This window comes from Fibrobacter sp. UWB3 (genome assembly GCF_002210405.1).
GTDB lineage: Bacteria > Fibrobacterota > Fibrobacteria > Fibrobacterales > Fibrobacteraceae > Fibrobacter.
In genome coordinates, this window is record NZ_MWQJ01000005.1 from 134,719 (window position 1) to 157,608 (window position 22,890).

Annotated in this window: 15 protein-coding genes; 3 read left to right on the plus strand and 12 right to left on the minus strand. The window is 48.0% G+C overall.

Features of this window, described 5'->3' with window-relative positions; genetic code table 11:
• Nucleotides 1-11: 11 nt before the first annotated feature.
• The gene (locus B7991_RS07670; protein WP_088630299.1) at nucleotides 12-803 is read right to left on the minus strand and encodes an amino acid ABC transporter substrate-binding protein; all 792 of its coding nucleotides are present in this window, start codon (nucleotides 801-803) and stop codon (nucleotides 12-14) included.
• Nucleotides 804-986: 183 nt separating this feature from the next.
• Here B7991_RS07670 and B7991_RS07675 point away from each other — a divergent pair, with 183 nt between their 5' ends.
• Nucleotides 987-2,006 carry a T9SS type A sorting domain-containing protein gene (locus B7991_RS07675; RefSeq protein WP_141099851.1) on the plus strand — a complete coding sequence of 340 codons (1,020 nt, stop codon included), beginning with the start codon at nucleotides 987-989 and terminating at the stop codon, nucleotides 2,004-2,006.
• 93 nt (nucleotides 2,007-2,099) lie between these two features.
• Here B7991_RS07675 and B7991_RS07680 read toward each other — a convergent pair whose 3' ends face one another.
• The 7 genes from B7991_RS07680 to B7991_RS07705 all read right to left on the minus strand — a co-directional run bounded on the left by B7991_RS07680 (nucleotide 2,100) and on the right by B7991_RS07705 (nucleotide 9,189).
• The gene (locus B7991_RS07680; protein ID WP_176421780.1) at nucleotides 2,100-2,528 is read right to left on the minus strand and encodes a putative toxin-antitoxin system toxin component, PIN family; all 429 of its coding nucleotides are present in this window, start codon (nucleotides 2,526-2,528) and stop codon (nucleotides 2,100-2,102) included.
• A complete protein-coding gene (locus B7991_RS14835) occupies nucleotides 2,515-2,751 on the minus strand; it encodes a hypothetical protein (RefSeq protein WP_159462254.1) in 237 nt (78 codons plus the stop codon). Before B7991_RS14835 ends, B7991_RS07680 begins: the two co-directional genes overlap by 14 nt.
• A 275-nt stretch (nucleotides 2,752-3,026) precedes the next feature.
• Nucleotides 3,027-3,803, minus strand: a complete 777-nt coding sequence (locus B7991_RS07685; protein WP_014547104.1) for a succinate dehydrogenase/fumarate reductase iron-sulfur subunit — start codon at nucleotides 3,801-3,803, stop codon at nucleotides 3,027-3,029.
• Nucleotides 3,803-5,716, minus strand: coding sequence for a fumarate reductase/succinate dehydrogenase flavoprotein subunit (locus B7991_RS07690; RefSeq protein WP_085490711.1), 1,914 nt, complete (start codon nucleotides 5,714-5,716; stop codon nucleotides 3,803-3,805). Before B7991_RS07690 ends, B7991_RS07685 begins: the two co-directional genes overlap by 1 nt.
• Before the next feature lie 11 nt (nucleotides 5,717-5,727).
• Entirely contained in the window at nucleotides 5,728-6,573 is an 846-nt protein-coding gene (locus tag B7991_RS07695) for a succinate dehydrogenase cytochrome b subunit (RefSeq protein WP_088630302.1), read from the minus strand.
• A gap of 40 nt (nucleotides 6,574-6,613) precedes the next feature.
• Entirely contained in the window at nucleotides 6,614-7,066 is a 453-nt protein-coding gene (ndk, locus tag B7991_RS07700) for a nucleoside-diphosphate kinase (protein WP_014547101.1), read from the minus strand.
• 41 nt (nucleotides 7,067-7,107) lie between these two features.
• Nucleotides 7,108-9,189: a peptidyl-prolyl cis-trans isomerase gene (locus B7991_RS07705; protein ID WP_088630303.1), complete on the minus strand. Its 2,082-nt coding sequence runs from the start codon at nucleotides 9,187-9,189 to the stop codon at nucleotides 7,108-7,110.
• A 238-nt stretch (nucleotides 9,190-9,427) separates the two neighbouring features.
• Here B7991_RS07705 and B7991_RS07710 point away from each other — a divergent pair, with 238 nt between their 5' ends.
• Together B7991_RS07710 and B7991_RS07715 are read left to right on the plus strand one after the other, a co-directional pair.
• On the plus strand, nucleotides 9,428-13,402 hold the full coding sequence (locus B7991_RS07710; RefSeq protein ID WP_088630304.1) for a hypothetical protein: 3,975 nt from the start codon (nucleotides 9,428-9,430) through the stop codon (nucleotides 13,400-13,402).
• Nucleotides 13,399-15,336 (plus strand): BamA/TamA family outer membrane protein, encoded by a 1,938-nt coding sequence (locus tag B7991_RS07715; RefSeq protein ID WP_088630305.1) that lies wholly within the window; start codon nucleotides 13,399-13,401, stop codon nucleotides 15,334-15,336. The genes B7991_RS07710 and B7991_RS07715 overlap by 4 nt, the downstream gene beginning before the upstream one ends.
• Before the next feature lie 42 nt (nucleotides 15,337-15,378).
• Here B7991_RS07715 and B7991_RS07720 read toward each other — a convergent pair whose 3' ends face one another.
• From B7991_RS07720 to B7991_RS07735, 4 genes are all read right to left on the minus strand, one after another.
• Complete coding sequence (locus tag B7991_RS07720; RefSeq protein WP_088630306.1) at nucleotides 15,379-16,206, minus strand: ABC transporter ATP-binding protein; 828 nt, start codon at nucleotides 16,204-16,206, stop codon at nucleotides 15,379-15,381.
• Nucleotides 16,203-16,901, minus strand: a complete 699-nt coding sequence (locus B7991_RS07725) for a hypothetical protein (protein ID WP_085490715.1) — start codon at nucleotides 16,899-16,901, stop codon at nucleotides 16,203-16,205. Before B7991_RS07725 ends, B7991_RS07720 begins: the two co-directional genes overlap by 4 nt.
• A gap of 227 nt (nucleotides 16,902-17,128) precedes the next feature.
• Nucleotides 17,129-18,847 carry a carbohydrate-binding protein gene (locus B7991_RS07730; RefSeq protein WP_088630307.1) on the minus strand — a complete coding sequence of 573 codons (1,719 nt, stop codon included), beginning with the start codon at nucleotides 18,845-18,847 and terminating at the stop codon, nucleotides 17,129-17,131.
• A gap of 172 nt (nucleotides 18,848-19,019) precedes the next feature.
• Entirely contained in the window at nucleotides 19,020-22,619 is a 3,600-nt protein-coding gene (locus B7991_RS07735) for a fibro-slime domain-containing protein (RefSeq protein WP_088630308.1), read from the minus strand.
• Nucleotides 22,620-22,890 lie beyond the last annotated feature (271 nt).

The window sequence follows — 22,890 nt, forward strand, 5'->3', positions numbered from 1 at the left end:
CGCGCCGACCATTACTTGCCGAACCACTTGGAGGAGATTGCGGCGAACTTGCCGTCAGCCTTCATTGCAGCAAGGACGTTGTTCACGGAATCGCGGAGAGCCTGGTCCTTCTTGCGGAAGCCCACAGCGTAGACTTCGTCGGAAAGGCCTTCCTCGAGCACCGTGTAGTCCTTCGCGTTCGTCACAATCCAGTACTTGGCAACGATTTCGTCGAGGAACACGGCATCGACACCACCCTTGTCCAAATCCATGAGCGCCGTCTGGTTGTCGTCAAACGGGACGATTTCCTTAGCAGCCTTGCCCGCTTCGGATGCATCCAAAAGCTTCTGGGCGGTAGAACCGTTCTGCACGGCAATCTTCTTGCCGGCGAGGGCAGCGAGATTTGCAAGAGCCTTATCCTTCACCGTGAAAATCATGCGGTTCTTGAGATACGGGTCGCTCAGGTTCATTGCCTTTGCGCGGGCGCTGTCCACGCTCATGCCGTTCCAGATGCAGTCAATCTTGCCGGTGTTCAGTTCCTGTTCCTTAGCGTCCCACGAAATCGGCTGCGTCTTGAGCTTGATGCCCAAGCGAGCGCAAACTTCTGTCGCGAGGTCAATATCAAAGCCCACGATGTTGTTGTCCTTGTCGCGGAAGCCCATCGGCGGGAAAGAATCGTCGAGGCCGAGCACGAACACGCCAGCCGCCTTGACCTTGTTGAAGGATTCATCGGCAGCAACCTTCGCTTCGGCCTTTTGTTCGTTACAGGCAGAGAGAACTGCGGCACAAGCAACAGCCGCAAGCATCGCAAAAATCTTTTTCATCTTTGATTCCTTTTTTAATTTCTGAAGGAAATATAGGAAAGAGAGTGGTTATAAGGCGCCGCAAATGCCGTCAGGCTACAATTTCTTTTGGGGATTTTCCGAAAAATTGACCTTTTCCCGAGAATTTTGGACAATTACGAGTTTTTCAATACTTTTCCCCTCGCTATTTTTTACATTAATACTATGAACAAATTCTTATCATCAATTGTACTTTTAGCAGCAACGGCTTCATTTTCGTTTGACGACTGGTTTGGGTATGAAATCGTCCCATACGTCTATACCAATCTTGATGGAGGTACAGAAACCGCTGGTTACTGGCTTTTTTCCGACGATCATCAGCAAAACGGCTTATCAAGGACCCTATTGCCAACCGAGCTCGGCAATGAATACTGGGATTTTGCGATTGAACCCCTTCTTGAATTTTGCAATGGTGTTTGCGGCACAGCCGTACTTGATCAGGGAACTTCTACAGCAACCCCATTCATATCAGCATATATCAATGTCGCAGGAGAAACCTCTAAAACAGATGATACCCCAATCGCCGCAGACGCCTCTGACTGGGGAGGCATCTGCATTATATACAAATCCGAAGTTGCACCGATTCTTGAACTTGGTCTCAGCCAAAATGTTGAAGCAACCCTAAGCAATGCTATTCCTGCAAAAATTCTAGATGAAGCCCCAAATGTGGCAAAAACGCAATGCATTCCGTGGTCTGAATTCGAACAACCCTCCTGGTACACAGGCGAAGTAAAAATTAATGGAGAACAAGCGGCAAAGCAACTTGTTTACATCAATTTCAAAATCCAGGCAGATCCCGGCCGCTACCGTTTTAACCTCTGTGCCATAGGACCTTATAAACACGCTTCTGTATTCAACCAAGACATCGATAATTATTGTCAATTACCAAATGACACCAGTGCAACAGCAGCAATTTATAAGCCCAAACAGACGCTACACATCGGCACATTCTCTCGCCTCAAGTTCCACTTCATCAAAGATCGCAACAGTTTATTGGTAAAAAGTCCAATAGCATCTGAACTTAAGGTTCTCATTTCTGATGTTCGCGGAATACTCAAAGGAATATATGAAGGAGACGCCGCAACCAATCATTACATTCCGCTTGATAATTTGAATCGGGGCGTCTATATATTGAATGTTGTTTCCGGCAATAATACGCAAAAATACAAGATTCAAATAAGATAATTTATAATTGCAAACATACAAAAAGGGCCGCATCACTGCGGTCCTTTTTTGATGTTTTGCCCGAAAGATTTGGACGAAAAAGTATTTTATGCATTAGAACAAGCCTACTTCCTGCAAAAATCGGGAAAACGTCATTATACGACAGCCTTCAATTTCACCTATATCAAGTAAATCATCGTCGCCCGAAACTAAATAAATAGCCTTAGACTTGATAGCAAGCTCTAACAAATAATCATCTTTAGGATCGCGACATCTTTGAGGAATATCATCCAAATCGAAATTCAAAGTATGCAAAACAAGCCAATTATCCAATGCTCTAACAGCATCCTCCGAAAAATACTTTCGAAATTTTGGACGTAATGCAACATTATGAATTTCGTCTCTCATTATTTGCGTCGATACAAAATCATATTCAATATTTCTGAACAATTCAAGCAAAGCCCCTAATCGGCGACCAATAAGGAAACTTATCCATAAATTAGTATCAACGACAATTCTTTGTGGTTTCTTACTTTTTTGCAAGGCGCGCCTCGTACATTTCCTGACGAACAGATTCACATTCCTCGCGAATTTCATCATCAGTCAAATCACAAGGCGCAACTAAATCACTCAAGCGACCAAAGCTTTCAGCACGGTCTGCAAGAGTTAAATCACGACATAGTTGAGCACGCTCTGCATCAGATAGCTGCAAAGCCAACGACATTATCTGGCTATACGTAAACTTCTTTGTTGCGGGAGTAGACATAAATGCCCTCATACAGCAAAATCCCCTTGTAATATAAATTTTTTCCATTCTTTATGCAAATCCCCATAGGATTACACAATTACGTATGCAAAATTCATGCCATATGAAAAATTACCGTTTTTATGCGAAAAACGGCATTTCGACATCTTCGAAAAAGTGATTAATCGATTAAATCAGCGATTAATCACATTACATACAAAAAGGGCCGCATCGCTGCGGTCCTTTTTGCGTTTAGGGCGATGCCCGCTCGGAGGCGGGCATGACAATACAGAAAACTAGTCTTTGCCGTACACCTTTTCGGCGTAGGTCACGGTGGCGCCGAGGTATTCGCGGTTCATCTTGGCGATGTAATCGACGGTGATACCCTTCGGGCATGCGGCCTGGCATTCGTAAAGGTTCGTGCAGTTGCCGAAGCCTTCCTTGTCCATCTGAGCGACCATGGCCAAAACGCGCTTCTTTGCTTCGACCTTGCCCTGCGGCAAGAAGCTGAGGTGAGAAACCTTAGCAGAGACGAAGAGCATAGCAGATGCGTTCTTACATGCAGCGACGCAAGCACCGCAACCAATGCAAGCGGCAGCGTCGAATGCGCGGTCGGCATCAGCCTTCGGAACCGGAATCGTAGATGCTTCAGGAGCAGCACCGGTGTTGACGGAAACAAAGCCGCCAGCCTGGATGATGCGGTCGAATGCGGTACGGTCAACAGCGCAGTCACGGATAACCGGGAATGCGGCAGCGCGCCACGGTTCGATCACGATGGTGTCGCCATCCTTGAACTTGCGCATGTGAAGCTGGCAGGTAGTCGTTGCATGGTCAGGACCGTGCGGCATACCGTTGATGACGAGAGAGCACATGCCACAAATACCTTCGCGGCAGTCGTGGTCGAAAGCGAAGCCTTCCTTGCCCTGCTTCATCTGTTCTTCGTTCACAATGTCGAGCATTTCCAAGAAGGACATGTCCGGAGAAACATCGTTGATCTTGACAGTTTCGAACTGTCCCTTGGTCTTGGCATCCTTCTGACGCCAAATCTTCAAAGTCAAATTCAGTCCGCTCATTATTTGTAGCTCCTAGTAGCAAGGTGGACGTTATCAAAGGTAAGAGGTTCCTTGGAGAGTTCCGGTGCGATACCGTCGCCCTTGTATTCCCAAGCACCGACGTAGCAGAAGTTTTCGTCATCGCGCTTTGCTTCGCCTTCCGGAGTCTGGCTTTCTTCACGGAAGTGGCCACCGCAAGATTCTTTACGATGGAGAGCGTCGAGAGTGAGGACTTCGGCGAATTCGAGGAAGTCAGCAACGCGGCCAGCACGTTCGAGGTTCTGGTTGAAGGAACCTTCGGAGCCGAGCACGTTGACGTTTTCCCAGAATTCCTGACGGAGTGCCGGAATCTTTTCGAGAGCCGTCTTGAGGCCGGCTTCGTTACGAGCCATGCCAACGTATTCCCACATGATGTTACCGAGTTCACGATGGATATCGTTAACAGTGCGGTGACCCTTGATGGAGAGGAGCTTGTGGATGCGTTCTTCGGTCTGCTTCTTGCAGTCAGTGAAAGCAGGATCAGATTCGGAAACCTTTTCGAGCTTGGTACCTGCGAAGTAGCCTCCGATGGTGAACGGAATCACGAAGTAACCGTCGGAGAGGCCCTGCATAAGAGCAGATGCACCGAGGCGGTTTGCACCGTGGTCGGAGAAGTTTGCTTCACCGAGAACGAAGCAGCCCGGGATGGTGGACATCAAATCATAGTCAACCCAGAGACCACCCATGGTGTAGTGGATAGCCGGGAAGATGCGCATCGGGACCTTGTACGGGTCTTCGTCTGTGATCTTTTCATACATCTGGAAGAGGTTGCCGTACTTGGCAGAGACGCCTGCAACGCCCATACGCTGGATAGCATCGGCGAAGTCGAGGTACACAGCCTGCTTGGTGTTACCCACGCCGAGACCTGCGTCGCAAACCTGCTTGGCGTTACGGGATGCCACGTCACGCGGAACGAGGTTACCGAAGCTCGGGTACTTTTCTTCGAGGTAGTAGTAACGTTCTTCTTCCGGGATCTGGTCCGGAGAACGGGTATCGCCAGCCTTGCGCGGAACCCAAATACGGCCATCGTTACGGAGAGATTCACTCATCAAGGTGAGCTTGGACTGAAGGTCGCCATGGCGCGGAATGCAGGTCGGGTGGATCTGCGTGTAGCACGGGTTTGCAAAGAGAGCGCCGCGCTTGTAAGCACGGAATGCAGCCGTGACGTTGGAACCCTGAGCGTTCGTGGAGAGGTAGTAAACGTTACCGTAGCCACCAGTGCAAAGGCACACAGCGTCTGCAACGTGGCTTTCGAGTTCGCCAGTGATGAGGTTACGGACGATGATACCGCGAGCCTTGCCGTCGATCACGACGAGGTCCATCATTTCGCGACGCGGGAACATCTTCACCTTACCGGCAGCAACCTGGCGCATGAGAGCCTGGTAAGCACCGAGCAAGAGCTGCTGACCCGTCTGGCCACGAGCATAGAACGTACGGGAAACCTGCGTACCACCGAAAGAGCGGTTGTCCAAAAGGCCACCGTATTCACGACCGAACGGAACGCCCTGAGCGACGCACTGGTCGATGATCAAGTTGGAGTTTTCTGCCAAGCGGTGAACGTTGGCTTCGCGAGCGCGGAAGTCACCACCCTTAACAGTATCGTAGAACAAACGATAAACGGAGTCGCCATCGTTCTTGTAGTTCTTTGCAGCGTTGATACCGCCCTGTGCAGCAATGGAATGGGCACGGCGCGGGCTATCCTGGATGCAGAAAGACTTGACATTGTAACCAAGTTCACCGAGGGAAGCGGCAGCAGATGCACCTGCAAGGCCAGTACCCACGACGATCACTGTGAACTTACGCTTGTTGGCCGGGTTCACGAGCTTGAGTTCGAACTTGTGCTTGGTCCACTTTTCTTCGATGGAACCACCGGGGATTTTAGAATCAAGAATCATTAGTGGGCTCCTTACTTTTCAATATTGAAAGAAACTTGTACTTCGCCAACAGAAGGAATAACGAAAACAGCCTTGTTGGCATTTGCCTTCTGCTGTTCGTACTGCTGCTGGAGGCTACGGGACTTTTCGATAAGAGCCTGGGTTTCAGGCTGGTTAGCGAGGTAGTAAGAGGCAACAGCGGTGATGCCGAAGCCAAGAGCTACGACGACGCTATAAACGATACCGGCGATATCGATAATCGGAGTCCACTTCTGGTGAGCGATACCCATCGTCTGGAATGCAGAGGAGATGGCGTGGAAGAGGTGCATACCGATCACGAACATGCTAACAACATAGAATGCAGCCCAGCCCGGGTTTGCAAACATCTGGATCGTGGTGAGCCACATGTCGCGGATGATTTCGCCCTTGTCGTTCATGTAGAGGTAGTGTTCACCGAACTTGAGCATCATGAGGTGCTGGATGAGGAAGCCGAGAATGAAGAGACCAGACCAGATCATGGTGAAGGTTGCGAAAGTCTTCTTGCCCTTGCGTGCGTTGACTTCGTATTCGATTCCGCCACGAGCCTTCTTGTTTTCAATCTTCAACTTGATAGCAAGGAAGATGTGAATGGCGAAGGCAGCCACGAGTACCAGTTCGACGAGGTAAATCATCTTCACCGGGAAGTGGAGCGGGTTGAATCCGGTCAGGAATTCGGTATAAGCGTTGTAGGACGCCTGTGCCGCAGCCTGGTCGAAGTTCAAGAGCTGGAAGTTGCCACACATGTGGCCAAAGATGAACAGAGCCAAGAAGGCGCCTGTGCATCCCATGATCTGCTTCTTACCAATGGACGAGGTAAGATACTTGATGATCCATTGCATTTGAGTCTACTCCTTAGAAGGATTGTTTTATTGTTAAAAATTAGAGGACGCAGCAGGCCTTGAGAGAAGGCATTTCGTAAGCGTAGCGTTCTTCCTTCTTGAACCAGAAGTCGAGTTCGCGTTCTGCAGAAGCCGGACTATCGGAGCTGTGAACGACGTTTTCGGTCATGGAAGGAGCAAAATCGTAGCGGAGGGTACCCGGTTCCGCCTTGGCAGGATTGGTAGCACCGTTAATAGCGCGGACCTTTGCAATTGCGTTTTCGCCACCGAGAGCAAGCATCACGGACGGGCCTTTGGTCATGTAGGCTTCGAGTTCCGGGAAGAACGGCTTTTCGACGTGTTCAGCGTAGAAACCGCGAGCATCTTCGGAGGTCATCTGGTGCATCTTGACGGCGCAGACAGAGAGACCGGCACTGATGTAGCGATCGATAATACGACCAACCAAGCCAGACTTGACTGCGTTCGGCTTGATCATTGCAAATGTCATTTCCATAGTAGTACCTTTTAGTTAAAGATGTGAGAAATATAGATTTTTTACTCTTCTGCTTCGATTTTTTTCATCAAATCATCGGCGAGTTTGCCGTTGCTCTTGATGTTCTGGACAAGCCAATCGACAGATTCGTTGAGTTCGCTCTTCGGATAGCGCTTCTTGAATTCTTCAAAGACCTGGAGAGCTTCATCATCCTTGTGCAGGTTTTCGTTCAGGATGAAGCCGCGGCTGAACATGGCCTTTTCGGCATCCGGGGAATCCGGCCACGTGCGGTAGAAAGCCCTGTATTCGCGCTGGGCCTTGTCGAATTCTTCCTTGTCACTATAGACATGGGCAAGTTCAAACGTAGCCTTCTTTGCCACAGAGTCAATTTCCACATAGCGTTCACGGATGCCGTTCCATGCAAGGTAAGCCTTTTCAACGCTCTTAGCCTGCGTGTAAAGGGAATCAGCAGCTCTCATGGCAAGTTCCGGAGAAGATTCCTGCGGCAAGAGCGTAATGTTGTCTGCAAAGAGATCGACCTTAGCCGTACCCCAAGAAGAAACGACTTCCTTATCCCAACGGCCAGAACGGAATACCAGATAAGCAGATTCGAAGACACGCTTCTTAGCCTGTTCATAAGTTTCCGGCAAGAAATCGTCTTCGGCATAGTAGTACGTTCTCTTCATGAGGTTTTCCGGAATGACAAACCAGTCGCTCAGCTCCGGACGGGATTCTTCGTACTCCATGTTCGGGTGTGCCGGATTGCCCATACGCGCATAAAGAGCCTTGAGGGAATCTTCAGGAACGGCAATATTAGTAAGCACTTTTTTCCTATAAAGGCTGATAACGTAATCGACATCGCTCTGACGGCGCAAAGCCCTGTACTCCCATGAGCGGTCCAGTCCGACTTCACGAGCTTCCGAGGCAAAAGCAAGCTGAAGCGCAAGAGCCTTCACAATCTGGTCATGGGCTCTACGAGAACGGAGCATCGACGGATTATCTTCATATGTTGCAAGGACATCCTTTTCGCGGATTGCAGGTTCGCCATTCTTTGTGACGAGGACATAGGACGAATCCAATTCGTAGTTTGCGGTCGTTGCAAGTTCATGTTCGATGGCTCTACGAACTCGATCAAGCGGTTTGGGTTCCATAGGAACAGCCGAAACGCGATAGAAAACATGGAAACGATTTGTCGATTCCGAACGGATAACCGAGGATACAGAGCCATCCGTCAAGCTGTCGAGTTCAAAGAACATTCTCTGAACAAAGCCGATTCCATACGGAAGAGCATGGCCGTAAGCAACCTTGCCGACAAAGCCCTTTGCCTTCTTTGTTTCCTTGTTTTCACTGTATTTGGATGCAATTTTCATGAACTTCTTGAGGTCCACGTTTTTGCCATTAAAGCGTTTGGCCAAAGCGGCAGAGTCCGAAGATTCCACATGGTACACAACATAGGAATACGGAGTCATGTACAAATCCTTATGCTTTGCATAATAGTTTTCCACCGTCGGCATTTCGATAGCGACTTCCTGGATATTGTACTTTTTCATGAGAGCCGGACCCATTTCGCGCACAATCCGTTGGCGATAGTCCGAGACGAAACGTTCCTTGATTTCATCTGTAATCTTGACTTCACTCGAAGAATCGGCCAAGTTTCTATGCTGATAGGCATAAGCCTTCAAGGAGTCCATGTTCGATTCAATGTACTTTGCATCAGCGATTTTATCACGAAGATTCATGTAGGAAAGAGAATCCGGGAATTGGTCACGATGCTTGTCGTAGAAGAAAGCGAGTTCGTCGTCGCTATACATCAAGCGATCCATCGCATAGAGGCGCTGGTATGTAAAAGTGAGCAGGTAGTTTTCCATAGCAGCACTATGGGCAGCAAGCTGATCCTTGAACTCAGGATTCTTCTGAAGAGCAACTGTATAGAGGGCCTTGCGGCTGAAAAGGGAACCCGAAGCCTTTCTCATTGCTTCGGTATTGGGAACGATGTTCCCCACACGCATCATAAAGGCGTAGTCTTCCTTGAAAATAGGTTCACCATTCACCCTGGCTACGAGAGTATCCTTGTCTCCGATGGAATTGCACCCTGTAAAAAAGAGGGTACAGAAAGAAAAAAACGCAAGCAAAGCCTTTTTCATATAGTCCTCATGAATATGTGTGCGTGAATATAACAAATTTTTTTGAGGAAAGACGACAAATGCGTAAGGCGAGAGACTAAAGACGAGAGACAACAAACCCATAACTAACAGCCAGCCACAAATTACTTTATCCCAAATAAACAATAATTTACATATCCATATTGCATATACTTTCATGCCATAAGTTCCACATAAGCAACCATTTATCAAAAGAGAACATTATCTATATTAGGGGCACTTGAAGAGTATTCTATCAATATTCGCTGTAAAAGCCGTTGTTATAACGACTGTCGTGGGCGCCGTCGCACTAGGCGTCTGGTATGTTCATTTTGCCATAGAAGAGCTTCTTTCAACTCCGCACACGTTTGGCAATGTCACAATCACGCCTTACGGTCATAGCCAAAACAACCTCTTGGACCATTTTTACGATTCCATCAAGGTCGAACAAGGGCAATCCACATACATGATTCGTGGCCCGCATCTAGATGTGACGATACTCGGAGAAAACAGGGGGATTGACCTCGACGTAGGCGAGGTCTCTGCAAACTTCGTTCCGGACACAACGACCAAGTCTTCGGGCAAGGACACCACAAAAGCGCTAGAAGCCATCGAATTCCCCGATAAGATCAGAGTGCCGTTCCCTGTAAAGTTCACGCTGAAAAAACTGGACTTCACCATGGGCGACATGGGCTGGCAAGCACAGAACATCCTCCTAAAAAACAACAGCCAAAAGAATATCACGTTCGCCGCCGATAGCATCAAGGGCAGTTTCGTCAAGGAACCCACGTCCTTGCAACTCGATGTAGACTTCTCAGAGAAAAACCTCGTCGTCAACGGCGCCATCAAGACCAAAAACGACAATATTGCACTGAACGCCTCGGCCCCCAAAAACGACCTCACCCAGCTAAAAGCCTCGACAAACGTCAGCGTCAAAGATCCTCTCAGCTGGGTCCCCATGAAGCTTTCGAAATCCATTCCGGGAATCAGCAACCTGAACCTGAACGGCAGCGTTTCGACATCGCTCACCAAAAAGACGCTCCAGTACAATTTCACCCTTAAAACGCACATCGGAGAAGTTTGGCCATTCCTGCCTCTCGACGCAACGATCAAGGTCAACGGCTCTCCGAAGCAGACGAACATCGAGTCCGTGTTCCGCAACAACGAGGGCGGCCACATCAACCTCGACGGTGTTATCAACGACAAGCTGGATTTCGACTTCTCTGGTGAAATTGCCTACATGAGTGCCATGTATGGCCCGCAGATGATGCCCATGGACATGGACATCCAGTCGATTACCAAAACCGGGGATGTCATCGACGCCTCCATCGAAACCCGCGAAGGTTCCGTCATCAAGGCTCACGTCAAAACCGAGGACAGCCTTAAAGTATTCTTCGCCGCAAATCTCTCGGCCATGGAACCTTGGGCTCTGGACTGGGTCAAGGGAAACGTCGAAATCGGAAAGAACCCCAAAATCATCGGCTCGTTCCAGAACAACAAGTTGCGCGCCTACGTAAAAATTGATTCCATCATCAACGCGTATCATTTCAAGGCAGACTCGCTCCGTTTGCAGCTAGTGCTTGACCTTGGCCGAGGATTCATCGATTTCCCAAAAATCACGCTTTTCACCCCCAACGAGGAATTTGCAATTACGGGTGATGTCGACTATCACGAACCGACTCTCCACACCTCCTGGAAACTGAAGCAAAAGAATGGCGGTTCTGCCGAAACGGTTGTTCACGTTGGCGACTCGCTCCTCGTCTGGGCTCAAGCAGACCACGCCGAAATTTCCACGATCCCGTTCTCGGACATCGAGCTCAACGACAAGCTCAAGGGAACCGTTACAGGCACAATCGATTACAATCTTGATTCTCGAGTTGGCTCCGCGGAGCTTGACATCGACGGTAATGTGGAGCCGTTCATTCTCCACGGGCACACCAAGATTAGAGAGGCTGGCGACACCGTATTTATCGATACGGCAGTCTTTATGCACAACAGCAACAAGGTCGCCATGGAAGCAACGTTCGTATTGCCGAACGATTCGAATCCAGACTTCAAGCCCACAGCCATGCTCCCCATCCAGGTTCTGCATTCCTGGGCATCGGCACAAGACTTCAACTTGCCGATTCTTTTGGAACCGCTTGGCGACACAACGCTTGCCTCGGGTAGCTTCAACGGTGAAATTTCTTTCGACGAAGAATCTGGCTTGCTCGGAAATATCGAATTCAAAGACCTGAGCTTTACAAATATTCCGCCAGAGCTCTTAAACCTCAAGCTATTGAATGTTTCAGCTAAGAAGAACAAAATTGAACTGCTCACCAACTTCGATATTTTGAACGGTGTCTGGACAGGCAACACCAACATTGTCGTAGATGATATTTTCGAAGACAACAGGAAAGTTGAGCTCACCTATATAAGCCCGAACAGCGGCTTCATCCAAGGCCACGGTACAATCAACAACGACCTCGACTTCCTGGGATCGATCGAACTTGGTGGAACCTGGCTTATCCCGGAAACGCGCGCCGAAATCGACAAGACCGACATGAGAATCGACGTCCAGGCAAAACTCCGCGAAGGATTGGCTGGAATTTCAGCAAAGCTGTGGTCCGATTCCACCATCGTCCGCTATGGAACACTCCCCATGGACTTCCCGCTCCGCGTGCGCGGCGACCTCAAAGACGGCTTGCTTGCCATCAACGAGATTTCGACGCAGAACGATCGTGGAGACCTGATTCTCGCCGCATTGCTTTACGACGTGAAGACGATGAGGCTTGAAGCTCTCGACATCAGCACCGACAGCTACACTCTTGAAACGGACAACCACACCGTCACTGTCAAAAACGTCACAAGCCACTTGGAAGATTCCGAAGACCAGATGTCTCTCGTTGCAAACATTCCTTTGGTCCAGTACAAATTTAACGATGAAACGTTCGGTACCGCAAATCTTAGAGGAAAGAGCGACATCACGCTCAATATTCCGCATACGCAGGACAGACAGATTAAGAACAAGAGCGTCAACGGCAACTTCATTATAGATAAGTTGGTCTATAGAAAGGATCTGGACATTGAAATCACTCCAAGTTCCCTCGACAAGCTGCTATCGCTCTTTAACAATGCCATTGCAAACCTCCGCAACAAAGAAAAGACCGAAGCGAAGATTTCTGTATCAAGCCCAATTGACTTGACGTTCCACATCAGCGATTCCCAAAGCGACTCCGTCGAAATCATCACGCCTTTTGCCTCATTCCCGCTCACGCTCGACATCTGGGTGCTCGGCACAACGACAAGACCCATCTTGCGCGGCGACGTGACCAACGCAGACAACGGATTCATCGGCGTCAAAGACATTTACGAATTTGAACTCAGCAGCTTCAACATTTCTTGGAACGACGTACCTTGGCAGCAAGGCATTATCGATGTTTCAAGTACGCAGGAACTCCCCTACTGTACAGAACAAGAGGACAAGGACAAAGAGACCTGCCCGATCAACTTTGATATTCAGGGAACCATTACAAACCCGCAACCGATGCCGAGTTCCAACTGCGGAACAGAATCAACCGCAGCTGATACGTATCGCAACATATTCCTTGGATGTATCGCTACAGAGGATGGCGTTTCTGCCGACTGGAACAAGCTCGCCGGCAAGGCCATCGGTAAAGTTATTTCTTCTACCGCAAACAAGACATTGGGCGGCGACTACATTGGCGATATCGACATGAAGGTGATGTTGTTCGACAACTCCGGCAACGACAAGGACTCTTCGTACGTCAAGGTTCCGATTTCCCTGGATCGCTGGGTCAAGAACTTGAGCTTGATTTTCGGTTACACACAAGACCAGAGTATCGACCCGGTTTACGAACAGGCATTGCAATTTGGCGCGACTTACACGCTCCCTGTATTCCAAGACAAAGAATACTCGCACAAAAACCACTTCTCGCCAACGTTATCATTGAACGGACTTCTGATTTCAAAGCAATACACTTCTAACTCGGGTACAGAAACGAACAACGAAAGCCGTGTCGAAAAGAACATCGGTATCAACTACACCTACAAGTTCTGGAACCCCTGTATCTTAGGTATCGGCCACTGCGAAACGGTCCGCCCGCCAAGAGCGATGCGCCAACCGAACGATCCGTCAATCGTCGACTCCACGACTTTTAATAAGTTTGGTCAAAAAAATTCTAGCGATACAACGTCCACGGAGAAAGCAAAATGATTTTATTGATTTGTGCATTATTGTTTTTTTCGTCGATTGCATTTGCGGATAACGATGATAAGAGTCCATGGTCCGTTTCCATCGAAGGCAACAAGATTTTCTCGAAGTTCCAACTAAACGAGCAGCTCGACATTCCCGATGAATTCGGGCAACTCGATACCATCAAGCAAGACTTCTTGATGCGTCTTTCTTCGGAAAACATCAAGGCTCTTTACTTTTCCCGCGGGTATTTCAGTCTCGACTTAAAATTGGAAATCCATCGTGAACCGCTTTCGAACGGGAACATTCAGCGCAACTATGCCATTAGTGTAAGCGAAGGTGATTGCTATAGATTCAACGACGCCAAAATCATTTCGGCTGGCGACGAGCCCATCCCTATAAATTTGGCATCGCTAAAGATTACAAAGCACAGGTATTACAATCAGGAAGATATTTCCGAAGACTTGCAAGAAATCCAGAAGGCCTACCGCAAACAAGGCAACTTGCACGTTTACATTTCTTCCGAAGAACATGTCGATACAACAGCAAAACAAATTAACGTCATCATCAATGTGAACCCAGGTCCCAAAGTCTTGATGGGTAACATCATCACAACGACCCAGCGCGTCATCAACAAGAACGAAAGAAAGCAAACTCCCGAGCAAGGGCTTACAGATACATCGTGGCTTTCTTCACTTTGGCGAATTCCTAAAAACGAAATCATTGACGGTAACCAGTATTTCAACTTCAAGAGCAAGCTCTATTCTACGCAATTGTTTACGCAGGTCAAGTTGAACGATTCACTTCGTGAAGACGGACTTTCGGACGTTCATCTCGATGTGATTGAACGCGTGCCTGGCGAAGCTCGTTACGGATTTTTCTTCGAAGAAATCTACGGATTTGGCGCTATGGCCTACGCCGATCACAAGAACTTCTTTGGAAAGTTCAACGAATTTTCGACAAGCGTCCAGATTGCACAGCATAAGCAAGAAATCACGCTCGGGTACGCGAACCCGCTTTTGTTCGGAACGGCGTTCACGTTCATTCCGACCGCTATCCGTTTTGTAGACCGACTTTCTTTCAACCACGAAAAAATCAACCCGCCTGCTTACCCGGACAGTGTCGAAGAGCGTTACGAAATCATCAACCGCGGCGACTTGACATTCGGCATCACGAATAACATTCGATTCCGTGGTACTATAGATACGCGATACGTGAACAAAAATGAAGATAAACTTTTCAAGCTCAAAGGCGAAATCGGCTTGACGTTCGACTACACCAACGATTACTTCAACCCGACAAAAGGTATTCGCGTTTTCCCGACAGCGGGCCTTGGCACAAACTTTAGCGGAAAGAAAGACTACGAAGACGGACACATCTACACTTATGGTGAAGCAACGGTCAACCTGTACATGCCACTTTTCTGGACGCTATACGGGGCATTAAGCGGAAGCATCGGCAGATTTTTCAACACAGCTATCGAAGATGACGCCCGCGTATTTTACCAAGGTGGTTCCCGTTCTGTACGCGGCTACCGTTTCCGCAGCATTTACGCCAGTTACACTTCAGAATCGACAACCGAAGTCACCACGAAGAAAAAAGACGGAACGAAAGAAACTAAAGAAGTAACTCAAGAAATCATCAATACGGCACTCACGCCAATGTATTATCGCATAAACGAGGAATTGCGTTGGACATTGCCATGGAAATCTTTGAGAGCTTGGCAGATTGTTCAATTTTTCGATTGGGCAAAAGTTGTCGATTCGAAGGATGACACCTATAAAGACGCTCAGGAAGGAAGCCTTGGTCTTGGCATCCGCTATCATTGGCAATTCCTCACGTTCCGTCTGGACTACGCCATTCTTACTGGGCTTACAAGCCTGGATGAAAGCAAGAGGAACTCCACCAAATTTAAATGGGGACGTTTCGCCTTCGACTTATCGCAGGCATTCTAAAGTGGCAGCGCAGCAGCTGGTAGAAGACCGCCAATTAGGAATTTACTGAATAATTGAACGATAAAGCTTTGAAAGGCTTGTGTGTTCAAGATTAACGTCGGCGGAGATTCCGGCGGCGGCAAGAGCAGCACGGATTTGTTCTAGAGTCGCGCCAGCTACATTTATCTTAAACGAAGTGGTATCGGCTCCGACATCGGCAACTCGCCCACTTTTCAAGACGCGACCGCCGTCGATAATAGCGTAATCCGTTGCCCACTGGTCCATTTCAGCAAGCACATGAGAACAGACGATAGCCGTTCCGTTTTCTTCTTTGCGCCATTCGTCGAGCAATTGCCAGACCGTATCTCTTGAAATCGGGTCGAGATTTGCAACAGGCTCGTCGAGAATCAAAAGCTTTGGGCTATGCAAAAGCGCACGGACAATCTGTACCTTTTGGCGGTTCCCAAGCGAGAGCGTTTCCAAGCGCTTATCGAGAGGCGGCAATTTCAGGCGTTCGGCAAAGGTCTTGCAACGTTCCAGCATGGCTCCATTTTCGCGCCAATCCTCTGCGCCAAAGCCATAAAAGCCTGTAAAATACTGGAGGTATTCCTTGATGGAAAGTTTCGGATAAACGCCCGGATTTTCGAGAAGCACACCGTACTTTTCGGCATTCAGAAATCCCGCAAAATTGCGCAAAGACTCATCGATTTTGACGGAGCCCTTGAAAGCGCCCAAGCGCCCGCAAAGCAAGCGCAACAAAGTTGTCTTGCCGGCACCATTCGGACCAATCAGCGCAAAGAAGCTCCCTTGCGGGATATTGAGAGAAATATTAGACAGAGCATCTGCCGTGGATTTCGGATAACGGAATGTTACCGAATCAAGCTCAATCACGCGCAGAATTCCTTGACAGCAGGAGCCGGATTCTTGATCAGCTTGAGGGCATCCTTAGAAGCCTTGACCGCTTCCATCTGCACCTTCTCACTAGCACGCTGCAAGTACTGGATGCAACGCCAGTCCGTGCGGACAGCGGCGAGCTGCACCGGTTCAGTACGGCGGCGGATGCTCACGTATTCAAACGCATGGTAGTCCTGCTTGACCGCAGCAACAACGACAGCCGCCGTCGGGACTTCGATTTCCTGAATGTACTTCCAGTCACGTTCCACAGCAGCGACGAGCACTTTTTCGCCAGCATTGTGTACAAATTTCAAAGCGTCCGCGCTCTGACGAACGGCCTCGGCCCAAAGTTCATCGGAGGCTCCATCGATCTTACGGACGATGCGCCAGTCCTGCGACACAGCAACCTTGAGAAGAGCGGGATTCGTGATAAACTTGAGCAAGTTCGGTTCAGCCTTAAATGCGGCGAGGAACTTAGCCTCGTCCATAGCGTTAAGCGCCTGCTTCAAAGCTTCGCACGGACCGCACTTCACGTAAAGAATGGCCTGCTCATTTTTTTCAAATGCAGCCTTTTGCACTGTTTCAGTCGGGTTCTGGATAAGACTGATGGCATACCAGTTCAGCTTAATCGCTTCAAGCTGCTGTTCTTCTGTGGGGTTTTCAATATTCTTGATTTCGGTCCAGGACTGCATAAAACCTCGTGTTTATAATACAAAGATAGTTTTTTAGAGACTAAAGACGAAAGATTTGTAATAAAAAAGCCCACAAGCGAGTGTCGCAGCGGCAAACTTGTTTGTCGATATGACCGAGCGTAGCGGCGGACGCCATAGGCGTCAAAAGCCCTCGGGAGCGAGAGCTATTTATCATTGGTTATTAGTTATTAGTTATTAGTTATTGGTTGTTAGTTAATAGTCTTTGGCTATTGCAAACGAACTTTCACGACATGCGAGCCTTGACCCGCTTCGCCATAACGCATGATGTAAGCGCCTTTTCGGAGTCCAGTCTTCACGAGATTCCAGGCTTCGCTTACGGAACCCGCCATCACATTCGCGGACTTAATCAGTTGACCGTTCAAATCGAACACCAGGCAACGCACCATCGCTACGCCATGTTCAAACGCAATTTTCTGTATAATCGCATTTGTTGCCGAAGAGCTGGACCGCGCGAGAGCTGACGAGCTAGAAACCGCCGGATTCGCAGAACTTGAGGACTGAGGAACAGAACTTGAAGATTGCGCAGATTCATCCACAAACTTGATCCAGTCGACATTTATATAGTTTGTATTGATTGTAAGGCGGAGCGTCTGCTTGCCCGCAGCAAGTTCCAACTCGCCCGCTTCCACTTCGGAATACGTGACCCAATCGCCTTTAGACGGGATTTCTGTTTCAACCTTTTTATCGCCTACAGAAACAGTCACGGAAGACGCTGTAGAATTGCCAGTGGCTCCATTGATAACTACTTTGTACTTACCCGCCTTTTTCACATCGAGCGTGTATTCGAAATAATCCTCAGCACTCGTGTAGCCGAGCGCATAACCAGAGCCACCCTTGACAATGCCAGCATCATCGCTACGATAGCCTGTTTCATCGTTCTTGCCATCGGCATCGCTGTAAGCGTAGGTATCATAATTTTCGGCTTCAAGAGTTCCCGGAATTTCAATTGCGCCCTTGAACGGTTTGACTTCAATCGGTTCGCCAGAAACTTCAAGTTCAAGCGCCATGAATTCGATTGTGTAAGTACCGTCGGAATTCGGCTTGACCTCTTTACCCTTCTGGCTTACAGTTTTGCCTTGTGCGCCCTGAATCTTTACGCGAAGCGGCACGCTCTTTGGCATATGCGCATGCGGAGATGTCCACTTGACCGTAAACCCGTTTGCGGTGTTCGTTGCGGCCGCCTTGTCAATGGTGAAGTGAGCACGCAAATACGCCCCCACCGTCGAGAAGCTCGCCACCCACAACTTCTTGCTGACCGCGTACTCAATAAGCGTCTTGATGTCGGCGGCAGAAATCACGTCCCAGTCAGCACCTACGCCATGGTTCAGTTGCACGTGCCACTTGCTCTGGCTTGCCGCCTGGTCCGCACTGCTCTTGAATGCCGACACCGTACTTCCATTCTGTTGCCAATAGTGGGAATCAATCTGCATCCAATCAGGTTCCGTATCCCAGCCCGTAAGGCCAGAACCGCCGCACCCGCGGCTAATGAAATGTTCCTTGTTAATCGCATTCTTGACTGTCTGATTCTGCGCGCAATACGGAGTCGCCAAAGATGTCGCTTCCAAGCCCATACCACGCAGTTTCGAGGCCGCGCCACTAATTTCCGAATTCAAGTCGGCGCTCTGCGTCAAGTTCTTATGAGTCGCCGTATGGTTCCCAATCTCATGCCCCTTCTTTGCATAATTCAAATGAGGTTGCGTATTGCTACCAAAGCCCATCGTGTTGGTACAAACAAAGAATGTCACCGTCACATCCGGCATATTGTCCAGGAAGGTCAGGTTGTTCGTTTGGGAATGGAGACCATCGTCAAACGTGAAAGTGGCTGCACCCGGATGACCGTTCCAAGGAACCGTTGTGATGGGGCCCGCAAAAGCCGAAACAGCGGCCAAAGAAAGCGCAGCAAAGGATAATTTTAAACATTCCATACATATCTCCCATACATTTTTCTATGCATGAAAATACCCTCTTTTAAGGTAAAGAGAACAAACTACGTTACAAAAAACATTGACAAAATGCTAAAAGCACCCTGAATTGCAAAACGCAGGCTCTTTCGAGTCTGCGCATTTGGAGTCTGTGGGTGTTGTATATGTTTCAATTTCAAAGACTATTTTTATGAGACAACGCGCCACCTTTACGGCGTACGCCCATCAATTTATCCCGAACCTGGTGTATATTTTTTTTCCCGTTCACGATAACCTTGATTTCAAGGCGTTCGATATAAACTCCGGTGCCCACTAAACGGCCATTATTAGAGCGCATATTCCAAGCTAGGAAAATTCTTCCCTTGTTTTTTAAGCAACCTTCTTCTCCATATAAATCACGATCCGAACATTTAATTGAACTGGAATAATCTCCAACAAATTCTCCCAAGTGACTGAAATACCGCGTATGGTAATAAAGTTCAACATCATCACCCGAAATTACAGTTCTTTCGCCACTGCGATATTCACCGATATTGAATTCATTTACATCGCCATTTTTTATGGCATCAATCAGTTCTTGGCTTACACCGGCTTGCAAAAGTTCTCTATCCATTTTTCCTTGTCGAATTGCATCGAACAAGTCTGCCTGCGTTACAGATAAAATTTCATCTATCGCAATGGTGGTATCGCGGCTCGCATCAACATTCGCTTCGACCATCGTCGCGATAAGTGCCTGGTCTTCCGGTCGAACTATTAATTTATAATTACCCTCGTTTATAGCTCCGTCTAAAATCCCGTTGACCGTCTCTTCGCTAAACCCGTAAGACGTATCCACAACTACGGTACGGATGTCGTTAAAAAGTTGCACAAGAGCTTCTTCTTCGCTGATGCTTGTAACGGTGGTGTCGTAGTGGACCGTATTATCAATTCGAGATTCAATAAACGCATCAAGATGATTCACTGCAGTCTGAGTCTGTTCAATCATAATTTTCGAGACATCGAAATCGACAAGACTTCCCTGAACGCCAAGAGAATCCCCTATTTCCTGAGCATTCTGCGCTGTGTTAGGAATAAGCAGAGCCTGTGTAACGGAATCCTTCTTGATGATATCATAAGGATCTTCGCCAATCAGTACCACATTGGGACTTTCAAGAGAAAGTTCCTGATCCCCGGCTATGACAACCCAAGGGTTCTCTTTATGGGCCTTATTTTGTGCAAGGTCTGTAACAATTCCATCAACGGTAAAACGAACGCGATCACCACCAGTCGGGAGCACCGCATCTTTTGCAGTCGCCCCGTAAATGAGCAACATGGTTTTATCAGCCCCTCCTTGCAGCATCGGATTTTCAGGAGTACGATTTTCTCCTGAACGTACACAGAGAAAATCGAACATTTGTACAAAATTCTTTTTGGATTCATCGGACACGGTTTCGCTGAAAGTAAGCAAGAGCATTACATTTCCACTATTATTTTTTGATTTTACAGCCGTAAGAATAACAGGCCCGACCCCATCAGCAATGGGTTCATTTTCCATATAGAAGCGACCAGTCTTTCCTTTGTCTTCATAGGTAAACCAATTGTTTAAACTTCCGACATAAACGTCCGAGATGCCCCCTGTAAAAACCTTGCTTCCAAAGCCGCACACATCCCCAGAGCAATTTTGCGGAGTCAAGTTTTCAGCCGTAATTACAATATCATTTTCATTGACAATCGTAAACTTGGAGGTCGTATTAAACGATTCCCCAAAAGTAAACTGGATAGAATCGAGTTTGCTCTTTTGCTTGAGAGATTTATCAAAATGCACATACAAACTATCGGCACGACCATCACCGTTTCGGTCAATCGCAATGGCATTTGACACACGGGGAACAGGCGGAGCCGCAAACACAAGGTCCGTCCACACGGACACACCTGCAGCAGCACCCTTCGCCGTAAGCGTCACGCCCGACACAGGCGCATTAGCACGGACAAAGAATGTTGCTTTTCCATTTGCATCCAAATTCACAGCATTGATTTTATTTCCGTCCACAGTATCCAAAATATCAATATTCACATCGGAGAATGATAGATTTATCTTTCGATTGTAATTGTTGACCTTCGCCCATTCTTCAAAGAAGGCAATATTCACTTGATAGGTCGCATACGCCCATTCGCCAATTTGCGCCGTATCGCCAGAAACATTTTTTCCGAGAATAGTCCAATCCGTCTTCATAAAAGCAACGCTTGGCACCGCATAAGAGGGAACCGTAATTTCAACTTTAGTCTTTTGGCTGGGATCTGCCTTCAACGTAATTTCCAAGAAGTAATGACCAGGAGCAAGGGCAACATTCGACACAATCGCCGCCGAGTCAATGTAGAATGTCGAATCGCTTGTAATTACGATGCCTTCGTAATGCGTTCCGACATCAAGAATTTCAGGTTCTGCAAGATTTCCGCCGGTGAGCGTAAACGTAGAGACGCCTCCAATCGTATCCAGTTCCGTTGAATTTGCATCGTAATTGCAAGACAGCTTATTTTTCTTATTGATTTGCCAAATTTCAAAACGCTTTCCTTCATCGCGATTATCAGACGTCAAGAAAATCGACGCATCCACATGCAAGTCAATGGAGGTGCGCATGCGGAAATTCGAGGAACCCGTATGGCGTTCAACGTAAAAGATGTGGAAATCATAAGTCTTTCCAGGAACAAGCTTGTTCCCAGTATTTTGACCAATCGTATCGAGATCCACGGCACCCGCCACTTGGGCGTGCTGGCCACCGATATCTACAGCCAATCGATTATCAATAAACACCCAAACGTCATCGTCTCCATAAAAATCAAAATACTGCCCTGGAACATATTCAAAGGTCGCCTGAATTTTTGCAGTATAGCCAAAATTATGCTTGCCGATTTTTGTTCCCTTAAGTTGGTCAAAATAAGGATTCGGAACGGTCTTTGCATCATCGAGATATTCAAAATCATCCAGTAGGAACATGCCATCTGAATTCTTTTCGTTGCCTTCCGATATGCGGTCTTTCGACACTTCTGCAAGCCAAAATCCATCATCGTCCAAAGAAACATAAAGGTCGCGGCAAGTCATATTGGTGTACTCGTTACCCGCAGTATCCATGCCGATAACCTGTGGCAAGAACCAGCTATCCAAATGATCCGTAATCTTGCAGTTTTCCGGGAACGGATTTGCACGAACAGGAACGCCGTTTGGACCGAGATTGTATTCGACCATGCCCGTCACAGCCTTCGATTTGCCAGAGCATCCACCCGACCCAAAATCAGCGCTCACACCGTTTGCCGGGTCGCCATTTTTACCGCTACCGTCTCCATCGCCCTTAGTTCCATGAAGCCAGTCGTAAACAGTCACAGGAATTTTCTTTAGCGGGCAATCGCCAAGAACGCCAGGATATTTCGAAAATAGCGCGGGCACATCCGTCTTGTAGCCTTGAACCCAAATCGTATCCGAAAGGGCCACCACAGAATCAAGCGCAATTCCAGTCGCCATAGTCGGTTCCGTCGAGACCAAGCCTTCGGCGCCGACATAATTAAATCCGACGGTCTGTTTAAAGTAAACCTTGAAATCGCTTTCAGGGGCATCTACCGTAGCCTTGAACCACCCGCAGTAATTTTCAAGCGAAGTCATGGTGGCTACAGAATCGCCGCCCATATAAAGGACAGCATTCGTATTCGACCACGGAGTAAAGAAAGCAATTGTTTTTTGTTGGCCGCTTGCAAAAGCAGCCGTAATGCCTAGAAACAGCCCTAACACATATTTTTTCAACATCCCGACACCTTTTTTGGGGATAAATCTAAAACGGGAAGCGTACAAAATCACACAAAAAAAGGGCGAGCTTTGCAAAGTGTCCTCTACAGACAACACTTGTTTGGATTCTATCGCCACTGCGTGGCTCCAGAATGACAGTCGTGAGTAAAGCTTCCGTATGACACAAATGCAAAAAGCGGCCCGTTTTTAACGGGTCGCCTTTTAATTCTACTTGTACATTCACTTCGTTCAAGTACCAATAGTGTGCAAGGTTATGACGCAACTGAATACT

What these genes read in the sequence shown, in the direction of transcription:
- B7991_RS07670 (WP_088630299.1), bottom strand. Translation starts at nt 803, where the DNA reads ATGAAAAAGATTTTTGCGATGCTTGCGGCTGTTGCTTGTGCCGCAGTT.
- B7991_RS07715 (WP_088630305.1), top strand. Translation starts at nt 13,399, where the DNA reads ATGATTTTATTGATTTGTGCATTATTGTTTTTTTCGTCGATTGCATTT.
- ndk (WP_014547101.1), bottom strand. Translation starts at nt 7,066, where the DNA reads ATGGAAATGACATTTGCAATGATCAAGCCGAACGCAGTCAAGTCTGGC.
- B7991_RS07675 (WP_141099851.1), top strand. Translation starts at nt 987, where the DNA reads ATGAACAAATTCTTATCATCAATTGTACTTTTAGCAGCAACGGCTTCA.
- B7991_RS07705 (WP_088630303.1), bottom strand. Translation starts at nt 9,189, where the DNA reads ATGAAAAAGGCTTTGCTTGCGTTTTTTTCTTTCTGTACCCTCTTTTTT.
- B7991_RS07690 (WP_085490711.1), bottom strand. Translation starts at nt 5,716, where the DNA reads ATGATTCTTGATTCTAAAATCCCCGGTGGTTCCATCGAAGAAAAGTGG.
- B7991_RS14835 (WP_159462254.1), bottom strand. Translation starts at nt 2,751, where the DNA reads ATGTCTACTCCCGCAACAAAGAAGTTTACGTATAGCCAGATAATGTCG.
- B7991_RS07725 (WP_085490715.1), bottom strand. Translation starts at nt 16,901, where the DNA reads ATGCAGTCCTGGACCGAAATCAAGAATATTGAAAACCCCACAGAAGAA.
- B7991_RS07685 (WP_014547104.1), bottom strand. Translation starts at nt 3,803, where the DNA reads ATGAGCGGACTGAATTTGACTTTGAAGATTTGGCGTCAGAAGGATGCC.
- B7991_RS07730 (WP_088630307.1), bottom strand. Translation starts at nt 18,847, where the DNA reads ATGGAATGTTTAAAATTATCCTTTGCTGCGCTTTCTTTGGCCGCTGTT.
- B7991_RS07695 (WP_088630302.1), bottom strand. Translation starts at nt 6,573, where the DNA reads ATGCAATGGATCATCAAGTATCTTACCTCGTCCATTGGTAAGAAGCAG.
- B7991_RS07735 (WP_088630308.1), bottom strand. Translation starts at nt 22,619, where the DNA reads ATGTTGAAAAAATATGTGTTAGGGCTGTTTCTAGGCATTACGGCTGCT.